Below are 7,048 nucleotides of genomic sequence, written 5' to 3' on the forward strand. Positions count from 1 at the left end.
GCGATGCGCTGGCTTGCGCCTAGCGAGCTTCTGTCCGTGGAGTGGGCGGCCGCTGACCTGCCAGCGATCGATCGAATGCGCTCAGATCTTCGAGCAAGGCCGCCCGGCACCTCTTCCTAGCGCGAATGAACTATCTGCCTGCCCGGGAGATGGCGCAGCGCGATCTACCTCAGCTTCAGGCACGACATCGCTCCCGATCCATCACGAGTAGGCCGCATCCACACTTCGCGCCTGCTTCGACAACTAGCCACCAAAGCGAGCGGGCGCGGCGCAGTGCTCGTCGTCGAACGGCTGCTAGGCGGAGCGCGATAGCGCGAAGTCTGCAAGGAGTGAGCGGCGAGAACGGAGACGCGACCGATCGCTACGCTATCGGCGTCGGAGGGAGGGACCCTCTACACACAGCCAGTTGACGTCCTCCTCCTTCATCTATCCACATATGTCATCAGCCGCGTTGACGGCGACCGGCCCGTGTCCGAAACTGTCCCGATACTGACCGTCGAGCCGGGCATGAGCGGAGGTCGAGATGGGCAGCATCACCCCGTACGAATCGGCGAAGGGACGCCGCTACCGCGTGCGCTATCGCAAGCCGGATCACACCGAGACACAGAAGCGCGGCTTCACGACGATGCGCGAAGCGAAGCTGTACCTCTCCATGGTGACGGTGTCGAAGTCGAAGGGCGACTACATCGACCCGTCCTCGTCGCGGGTTCCGGTCCGGATATTCGCGGACAGCTGGCTGCGATCTAAGCACCCGCCGATGTCGAAGCTCTCGTACTACGTGACGCTCGAGCAGGCGTGGAAGAACCACGTCGCTCCGGTCTGGGCTCATAGGGAGATCTCCTCGATCCGCCGCTCTGAAGTCCAGGATTGGGTGTCAGAACTCGCAACGCAGAAGTCGCGCACCGTCGTTCTTCGCGCCTTGGGTGTCCTCGCCGGCATTCTCGATGTGGCGATCGACGATCGTCGCCTGACGAACAACCCGGCCCGCCATATCCGCAATCTCCCTCGCAACGGCCCGGGCAGACGCCGCGTCTACCTCTCACACGACCAGGTGGCGACGCTGGCGGCATGCTCGGCGCATCCGACCATGGTCCTAACGCTGGCGTACACCGGTCTTCGCTGGGGCGAGGCGACGGGCCTGCGGGTACGCAGCGTCAATCGACTGCGTCGACGCTTCGTCATCGAGGAGAACGCCGTGATGATCGCCTATGAGATCCATGTCGGCACGCCCAAGACGCACGAGAAGCGCTCGGTCCCATACCCCCAGCGGCTCGCTCCGATGATCGAGGAGGCCTGCGCGGGCAAGGGCCCGGAAGGATTGCTCTTCGGCGACGGCGTCAATCACATGCGCAACTCCGGCGCGCAGGGATGGTTCGCGAACGCGGTGAAGCGCGCCCAGGCGGTCGATCCGTCGATCCCGCGTCTGACGCCGCACGACCTCCGGCATACCGCCGCATCGCTCGCGATCAGCTCGGGTGCGAACGTGAAGGCCGTGCAGCGGATGCTCGGACACGCGTCGGCGGCGATGACCCTCGACACCTACGCTGATCTCTTCGACGACGATCTGGATGCCGTCGCGCAACGGCTGAATGACGCTATGCCGCTGGTGGCGCTGCCGGCGGGTCCGCAGACCCGCTATGCCCGGCCGCAGCCGCCGTAGAGCAGATTGCTCAGTTTTCTAGCGAGACACATCTCGCCCGAAGTGCTCAATTTTGGCGTTCTGAGACCTCAAACGACGCGCCGCGAAGGGGCTTGTTTGCGCCCCAAATCGGCCCACGGGTTTTCATAATGCGGCCACAAAGCGGCCAAAAACACATTCTTCGAGGTCTGACCAAGTAAGAAATCCTTGGTCAGAGCTAAAAAAAGACTGTGCCCCTGAAGGGACTCGAACCCCCAACCCTTTCCTTAGGACGGAACTGCTCTTCCATTGAGCTACAGAGGCTAGGGCACCAAGTCTACCGACGGCCGCATGACTGGTCCCTTCGACAAGCTCAGGGACCGTCGGGCGCAACAGACTTCAGAGAACCAGGTCCGCAGTCATCGCGATGCGCGCGAACCCGCCGCCGTGCAGCACGAGCGCCGTCGTCGCCATGAGTTCCTCGGCGGTCCGCCGAACGCGACCCACGCCCGCGATCTCGGCATCGAGGTCGAACGTCCGCGTCGCATCGAGCACGACCGTGACGTCGTAGCCGAGGTTGCCCGCCATCCGCGCGGTCGTCTCGACGCACATGTTGGTCTGAATGCCGCAGATCACTAGCTCCCGGATGCCCCGCTCCTGCAGCCACTCCCCCAGATCGGGGTCGCCGTAGAACGCCGAGTTGACGTTCTTGCTCACGAGCACGGCCGCCGGCGCCGAGGCGACCACGTCGACGAGCGCGTTCCCGTCGTCGGACGGATGCAGCGGCGACGCCGGGCTCGCCGAGTCATGGCGAACGACGACGATCGGTTCGCCCGCCGCATCCCACGCCTCGATCAAACGCGCCACGTTGGCCTCGCACACGGGGTTGGCGGTCGGCCCCCAGAAGGCGAGGTCGTCGAAGCCACGCTGCATGTCGATCACGATGAGAGCTCGGGTCATGCGTCCATTCGATCACGCACAGCGCCCCGAAGCGCCGACAAAGCGATGAGTCACGCCGCGAGCTCGAGGTACGGCTCCCAGCGCGGGTCCGCGCGCTCGGTGCCGCGCACCGTCCACTGCGTGCCGTGCGGCGGACGCGGCGCGTACCGCAGATCCCAGCGCATCTCGGCGGGTGTCCGATCGCCCTTCAAATTGTTGCACTTCAGGCAACAGGCGACGAGGTTCTCCCACGAGTCCGCTCCCCCGCGCGACCGCGGCAGCACGTGATCGATCGTCGTTGCACCCTTGCCGCAATACGCGCAGCGGTTGCCGTCGCGACGCAGCACGCCCCGACGGGTGACCGGCACCCGTCGCGACTGCGGAACGCGCACATACCGTGTCAGCAAGATCACCGCCGGGCGATCGACTGCGCCCTGGGCACCCCACACGGGATCACCCTCCACACGCTCGATGATCGTCGCCTTCGCATTCATCACGAGCACGACAGCTCGCTTGAACGACACAACGGCCAGCGGTTCGTATCCTGCGTTCAGCACCAGAGTGCGCATCGGGTGTCCTCTCGAATAGCCCGTGACGGCTTCAGCGGTATTCGATACAGCAACGCCCGCGGGCGCGACAGGCTGAGAGGACGAAAAAAGGCGCCGCCCCTAGGGGCAGCGCCTTGCGGCCACGGTCGTGCCGTGGCACCCGTCCACACGATGACGAAGGACGTAACGACCGTGCGCATTCCGGGTTCGGATGCGAGGCGTGATATCCATCGGCATTTCCCATCGCTCGAGCAAGCGTTCGGGGTCAGATTACCCCACGATTCGGGGTGCGAGATTCACGGATGCCGAAGGTTCAGCCGTGTCGCGAGCTCAAGTACCGTACGGGCCGAGCCACGGCATCGGGTCGACCTTGGCGTTGTTCACGAACACCTCGAAGTGCACGTGGTTCGCCGTCGCGTACCCGGTGCGGCCCACACCCCCGATGACCTGCCCGCGCGAAACCGTCTGGCCAGCCTCGACCGTGCGGGTGCCGTACGAGAGGTGCGCATACAGGGTGCTGACGCGCACGCCGTCGATCACATGCTCGATACGGATGTACGCGCCGTACCCACCGCTGCCACCCTCGGTCGACTGACTGACCACGCCGTCGGCCGAGGCGTGCACGGGAGACATCGCGGGCGCCAGCATGTCGACGCCCTTGTGCGACCCGCCGCGCGCGCCGAAGCGGTCGCTGATGTTCGAGATGTTGCGCAACGGCCAACCGATCGCGCCAGACCCCGCGGGAATGCTGGCGAGGTCTACCGTGACCGAACCGCCCGACAACGCCGCCTTGGCCCGCGCCGCGGCAGCTTCGGCCGCCTTCTTCTTCGCGATCTCTTCTGGCGTCGTCGCCGAGTACGACCCCCGCGCGAGCGTGCTGCCGCCGACATCCGACGCGACGACGAGCGTCTGCGCCCCGTCGGCGGCGAGCTGCTGCAGCGTCTTCGCCTCGGTCTCGGGCTTCCAGGCTGCGTACGCGGGGATCGCCACCGTCGCCACGAGTCCCGTCACGATCGCCAGCGTCAGGATGCTGCGGGCCGGAGCCTGACGCGCGCCACCCGTCGCTCCACGACGCGGCACGAGGGCACGCAATACCGCATGACCGGGACGCACCCGTTCCAGGCTCGAGTCCTCGGGAGCGTCAGTCGGCGGCGTCGCAGGCATGACAGAAGACTCGATCAACCCGCGTTAGCGGCGAGCCAGCCTTCAGCGTCGACCCGGGTGCCATCCACATGGATCATGAGGTGCAGGTGTGTTCCGAACGCCAGTCCGGTGTCGCTGACCTGGCCGATCATCTGGCCCGCACTCACGGTCGCCCCGGCGCCCACCGTGCGGCTGCCCGGAAGCATGTGGGCGTAAACGGACTGCACGGCGCGACCGTTGATGTTGTGCATGATCGTGATGGTCACACCCAGACTGCCGCCACCATCGGTGGATGCGGTCACAACACCGTCGGCGACGGAGTAGATCGGGGTGCCGCGCTCGACCATGTAGTCGGTGCCGCGGTGGCCCGCGTAGGGCGCTCCGAAGTTGTTGAAGTACGGCAGCGGGCGTCGGACGATGCCCGAGCCCGGCGCAACGAGCGGCACACCGGCGGGGATGGCGTACGACGACGCCGCAGCATTGCTGGCGATGGCCTTGGCGCGAGCCGCTGCGGCGGCGGCCGCAGCTTCTTCGGCCTTCTTCTTCGAGATCTCATCCGGCGTGGTTGCCGAATACGAGCCCCGAGCCAGAGTCGAATCCGTGATATCCGATGCCACGACAAGGGTCTGTGCTCCGTCGGCCGCGAGCTGCTGCAGCGTCGTTGCTTCAGCCTCGGGCTGCCAGGCAGCGTATCCGGGAATGGCGACGGTGGCGACAAGGCCGGTGACAACGGCAAGAGTCAGGATGCTGCGAACCGGGCCGCGACGGCCCGTGCGGACGGTCGTGGGGCGCTCTTCGCGCGCTGCACGACGCTCAAGTTTGGTCGCTCGGCGAAGTTGGGGGGGCTTCTGTGTCTCGCTCCGAGCCGGCCGTCCCCATCGGGCCTGGCTCGCTACCTGCGCTTCGGGGGCGCTTTCTGGCGAGTCGTTCTCTTCAGCCAAACTTTTCCTCCTGCCCCGGCACCCGCGTAGCAGGTGTTGGCTCGTCGCCACGATGTTCGTGGTTCAGCCGACCGAGTGGACGAGCCTGGAGGGGCGTTCGGGCCGGGAGTTCCCCCGCCTGGCTTATCGGCGGTGGACTTTTCGAGGTTACCGGAAGGTAACGGTTCTGTCACTTCGACAGCCGGCGCCTGTGGACGAAACAGGACACTCCCGCATCCAATCAGACCGAAGCGTCGACCAAGAAGATGTGCGCGGCGACCTCCACGGGCAGCTCAAGTCCTTCGTCCGATCCGTCCATTTCGACGAGAACGTAGCCCTCGTTGTAGCGGTACTTGCCCTTGGCTCCCGGCATCACACCGGCGCTGCGCAGCTGCTCGAGCAGTTCGGGGTCGACCTGCGCGGGCTCGGCGAGGCGGCGAACGGTGCCTTCGACGGGACCGCCGACCTCGTTGAGGTGACGGACGAGACCGACAACTCCCTGTGAAAACACCGCAGCGGGCACATCGCCTAGCTGATCAAGGCCCGGGATCGGGTTCCCGTACGGCGATTCGGTCGGGTGACCGAGCAGCTCGACGAGACGACGCTCGACCTGCTCGCTCATCACGTGCTCCCAACGGCAGGCCTCTTCGTGAACATACGCCCAGTCCAGACCGATGACATCCGAGAGCAGTCGCTCGGCCAGTCGGTGCTTGCGCATGACGTCGACGGCCTTCTGACGACCCGCGCTCGTGAGTTCGAGGCGACGATCCTCTGACACGACGACGAGGCCGTCTCGCTCCATCCGTCCGACGGTCTGCGAAACGGTCGGCCCCGAGTGCCCGAGGCGCTCCGAGATGCGCGCACGCAGAGGAATGATGTTCTCTTCCTCGAGCTCCAGGATGGTGCGCAGGTACATCTCTGTCGTATCGATCAGATCGGTCATGGCAGCTAGTTCCTCGCGTCCGGGTTGCGAAGGCAAGCCTAACCCAGCGGGCCGTCACACGGCCGGAGACAGGTCGTGGCCGACTCTAGAATCGAGGGCATGTCCCACGTCTCTCTTCCGAGTGAACTCCTGCCCGCCGACGGACGCTTCGGCTGCGGCCCGTCGAAGGTCCGCCCCGCCCAGCTGGCTGCCCTCTCGACCGCCGGAGCAGAGCTGCTCGGCACGTCGCACCGCCAGGCGCCCGTCAAGAACCTCGTCGGCGACGTCCGGTCGCTGCTCGTCGAGCTGTTCCGCGCGCCCGAGGGCTACGAGGTGCTGCTCGCGAACGGCGGATCGACGAGCTTCTGGGATGCCGCAGCCTTCGGCCTGATCGAGCGCCGCACGCAGAACCTCGTCTTCGGTGAGTTCGGCGGCAAGTTCGCCGCGGCCGCCAAGGCGCCCTGGCTCGCGGCCCCGGATGTGCGCAACGCCCCCGCCGGGCAGCGCACGACCGCAGAGGCCGTCGCGGGCGTGGACGTGTACGCCTGGCCGCACAACGAAACCTCGACCGGCGTGCTCGCCCCCGTCACGCGGGTTCACGGCGACGAGGGTGCACTGACCGTCATCGACGCAACCAGCGCCGCGGGCGGAGTCGACGTCGACATCGCCGAGACCGACGTCTACTACTTCGCGCCGCAGAAGAACCTCGGATCCGACGGGGGCCTCTGGCTCGCCCTCGCCTCCCCCGCCGCGATCGAGCGGATCGAACGCATCGGCAAAACCGACCGCTACATCCCCGAGTCGCTCAGCCTCGTCAACGCGGTCAGCAACTCGCGCCTGAACCAGACGCTCAACACCCCCGCACTCGCGACGCTGTTCCTGCTGCGCGACCAGCTCTCCTGGATCGTCGACAACGGCGGCCTGTCGTGGGCATCGGCTCGACCCCAGGAGTCCTCGT

The 7,048-nt window shown here is 66.4% G+C and carries 7 protein-coding genes and 1 tRNA gene; 2 read left to right on the top strand and 6 right to left on the bottom strand.

What is annotated here, in order from left to right; translation table 11 throughout:
• The first annotated feature begins 523 nt into the window (after nt 1-523).
• Nucleotides 524-1,660 (top strand): site-specific integrase, encoded by a 1,137-nt coding sequence (locus MIC448_RS02220; RefSeq protein WP_036295436.1) that lies wholly within the window; start codon nt 524-526, stop codon nt 1,658-1,660.
• Nucleotides 1,661-1,870: 210 nt separating this feature from the next.
• On the opposite strand, the gene MIC448_RS02225 is transcribed toward MIC448_RS02220, so the two are convergent.
• From MIC448_RS02225 to MIC448_RS02250, 6 genes are all read right to left on the bottom strand, one after another.
• A tRNA-Arg gene (locus MIC448_RS02225) sits at nt 1,871-1,942 on the bottom strand.
• Between the two features lie 75 nt (nt 1,943-2,017).
• Nucleotides 2,018-2,578 carry a cysteine hydrolase family protein gene (locus MIC448_RS02230; protein WP_036295439.1) on the bottom strand — a complete coding sequence of 187 codons (561 nt, stop codon included), beginning with the start codon at nt 2,576-2,578 and terminating at the stop codon, nt 2,018-2,020.
• Between the two features lie 50 nt (nt 2,579-2,628).
• The gene (locus MIC448_RS02235) at nt 2,629-3,126 is read right to left on the bottom strand and encodes an HNH endonuclease (protein WP_036295442.1); all 498 of its coding nucleotides are present in this window, start codon (nt 3,124-3,126) and stop codon (nt 2,629-2,631) included.
• A 309-nt stretch (nt 3,127-3,435) separates the two neighbouring features.
• The gene (locus MIC448_RS02240) at nt 3,436-4,269 is read right to left on the bottom strand and encodes a M23 family metallopeptidase (protein WP_081766133.1); all 834 of its coding nucleotides are present in this window, start codon (nt 4,267-4,269) and stop codon (nt 3,436-3,438) included.
• Nucleotides 4,270-4,283: 14 nt separating this feature from the next.
• Nucleotides 4,284-5,189: a M23 family metallopeptidase gene (locus MIC448_RS02245; protein ID WP_081766134.1), complete on the bottom strand. Its 906-nt coding sequence runs from the start codon at nt 5,187-5,189 to the stop codon at nt 4,284-4,286.
• 220 nt (nt 5,190-5,409) lie between these two features.
• A complete protein-coding gene (locus tag MIC448_RS02250) occupies nt 5,410-6,111 on the bottom strand; it encodes a metal-dependent transcriptional regulator (RefSeq protein ID WP_036295446.1) in 702 nt (233 codons plus the stop codon).
• Nucleotides 6,112-6,210: 99 nt separating this feature from the next.
• On the opposite strand from MIC448_RS02250, the gene serC reads away from it, so the two are divergent.
• Nucleotides 6,211-7,048 (top strand): phosphoserine transaminase (serC, locus tag MIC448_RS02255; RefSeq protein WP_036295449.1); only part of this gene is annotated, 838 nt, incomplete at its 3' end.

Source organism: Microbacterium sp. C448 (assembly GCF_000582705.2).
Lineage (GTDB): Bacteria > Actinomycetota > Actinomycetes > Actinomycetales > Microbacteriaceae > Microbacterium > Microbacterium lacus_A.

Coding starts and splice junctions, on each gene's coding strand:
- MIC448_RS02235 (WP_036295442.1), bottom strand. CDS start 3,126: ATGCGCACTCTGGTGCTGAACGCAGGATACGAACCGCTGGCCGTTGTG.
- MIC448_RS02230 (WP_036295439.1), bottom strand. CDS start 2,578: ATGACCCGAGCTCTCATCGTGATCGACATGCAGCGTGGCTTCGACGAC.
- MIC448_RS02250 (WP_036295446.1), bottom strand. CDS start 6,111: ATGACCGATCTGATCGATACGACAGAGATGTACCTGCGCACCATCCTG.
- MIC448_RS02240 (WP_081766133.1), bottom strand. CDS start 4,269: ATGCCTGCGACGCCGCCGACTGACGCTCCCGAGGACTCGAGCCTGGAA.
- MIC448_RS02220 (WP_036295436.1), top strand. CDS start 524: ATGGGCAGCATCACCCCGTACGAATCGGCGAAGGGACGCCGCTACCGC.